Source organism: Sphingomonas sp. CCH9-F2 (genome assembly GCF_001556735.1).
Taxonomy (GTDB): Bacteria; Pseudomonadota; Alphaproteobacteria; order Sphingomonadales; family Sphingomonadaceae; genus Sphingomonas; species Sphingomonas ginsenosidimutans.
On sequence record NZ_LSJO01000069.1, the window covers coordinates 1 to 1884 of the forward strand.

General features: G+C 72.7%; 2 protein-coding genes. One reads left to right on the forward strand and one right to left on the reverse strand.

From position 1 onward, the window contains the following. Positions 1 to 184 precede the first annotated feature (184 nt). Entirely contained in the window at positions 185 to 877 is a 693-nt protein-coding gene (locus AX685_RS02035; protein ID WP_066484880.1) for a 2OG-Fe(II) oxygenase family protein, read from the reverse strand. Positions 878 to 1007: 130 nt separating this feature from the next. Between AX685_RS02035 and AX685_RS02040 the strand changes: the two genes are divergently transcribed. Beyond that, positions 1008 to 1700, forward strand: coding sequence for a 2OG-Fe(II) oxygenase family protein (locus AX685_RS02040; RefSeq protein ID WP_066484880.1), 693 nt, complete (start codon positions 1008 to 1010; stop codon positions 1698 to 1700). The last annotated feature ends 184 nt before the right edge of the window (positions 1701 to 1884 follow it).

Genomic DNA, 1884 nt, shown 5'->3' on the forward strand with positions numbered 1-1884 from the left:
GCCCGCCTTGGGGGTGATCGGGGCGGCTCCGGCGGGTATCGCCAGCGCCAGCGCCGCAGCGCCGATCAGAAAGGCCGTCTTCATCGCCTCATTCCCCTTTTGTCGCCTGTGAAGGCTGTGTTTTCAGCCCTTCCTTGTCATGACGCAGCAACGCGCCGGCCCCGCACCAGGCGGCATAAAAAAATCACCCCGGCACCACGTCGAACGCCACCGTCAGCCGCGGCGCATCGCCCGTGAACGGCTCGGTCCCGTGCCACAGATAGGAGGGGAACAGCGCCACCATCCCCGGTTCGGGGCGGATATGGCGAAACGGCGCCAGTACCGGGCGCGTCGGCACCCCCGGCCGCCCCAGCGCCAGCCACCCCTGCGGCGCGCGCTCCACCGCATCGGGCAATGCGACATAGAAGGCGGAGGACAGCCACCCGGCGGGGTGGACGTGATCTTTATGGAAGCCGCCCGCCCGCAACCGTACCGACCATGCTCCGGCAAAGCGATAGCCGCCCGCCGCCCGGCGCCGCACCGGATCGTCGCCGCTGCCCAGCCCCGCGATATGCGCGCGGATCGGCGCATCCAGCGCCGCGAACAGCGCGCGGACCACCGGCACATCCAGCCGCGACAGGTCGACCTGCGTCTGGCTGCCGTGGCGGATCGACTGTTCCAGCGGATGCGCCTGCCAGCCGTGCAGCGCCTCCAGCGCCGCCGCCAGATCGGCCAGGAACGCCGGCAAGTCGGCCCAGCCGGCGGGGGTCGAAATCCGCTGCGCGGTCACCAGCGCGGGATCCTCGCACAGCGGCGCATGGCGCGGGTCGCCCGCCAGCCGCCACGCGGTCGCCAGCAGCGCGATCGCGGCCTGATCGTCGGGCGCAGCGGCGACCACCCGCTCCGCCAGCGCCGCCGCCTCGCCGATCCGCCCCAGATGCAGCAGCGCCTCGGTCGCGGCGCGCGCCGCGACCGAGGCGCTGCTGCATCTGGGGCGGATCGGCGAGGCGGCGGCGCTGGCGGAGCGGGTGGTCGCCGCTGCGCCCGACGATCAGGCCGCGATCGCGCTGCTGGCGACCGCGTGGCGGCTGGCGGGCGACCCGCGCCATGCGCCGCTGTGCGAGGATCCCGCGCTGGTGACCGCGCAGCGGATTTCGACCCCCGCCGGCTGGGCCGACTTGCCGGCGTTCCTGGCCGATCTGGCGGCGGCGCTGGAGGCGCTGCACGGCTGGCAGGCGCATCCGCTGGAACAGTCGATCCGCCACGGCAGCCAGACGCAGGTCGACCTGTCGCGGCTGGATGTGCCGGTGGTCCGCGCGCTGTTCGCGGCGCTGGATGCGCCGATCCGCGCGCATATCGCGGGGCTGGGCAGCGGCGACGATCCGGTGCGGCGCCGGGCGGCGGGCGGCTATCGCTTTGCCGGAGCATGGTCGGTACGGTTGCGGGCGGGCGGCTTCCATAAAGATCACGTCCACCCCGCCGGGTGGCTGTCCTCCGCCTTCTATGTCGCATTGCCCGATGCGGTGGAGCGCGCGCCGCAGGGGTGGCTGGCGCTGGGGCGGCCGGGGGTGCCGACGCGCCCGGTACTGGCGCCGTTTCGCCATATCCGCCCCGAACCGGGGATGGTGGCGCTGTTCCCCTCCTATCTGTGGCACGGGACCGAGCCGTTCACGGGCGATGCGCCGCGGCTGACGGTGGCGTTCGACGTGGTGCCGGGGTGATTTTTTTATGCCGCCTGGTGCGGGGCCGGCGCGTTGCTGCGTCATGACAAGGAAGGGCTGAAAACACAGCCTTCACAGGCGACAAAAGGGGAATGAGGCGATGAAGACGGCCTTTCTGATCGGCGCTGCGGCGCTGGCGCTGGCGATACCCGCCGGAGCCGCCCCGATCACCCCCAAGGCGGGC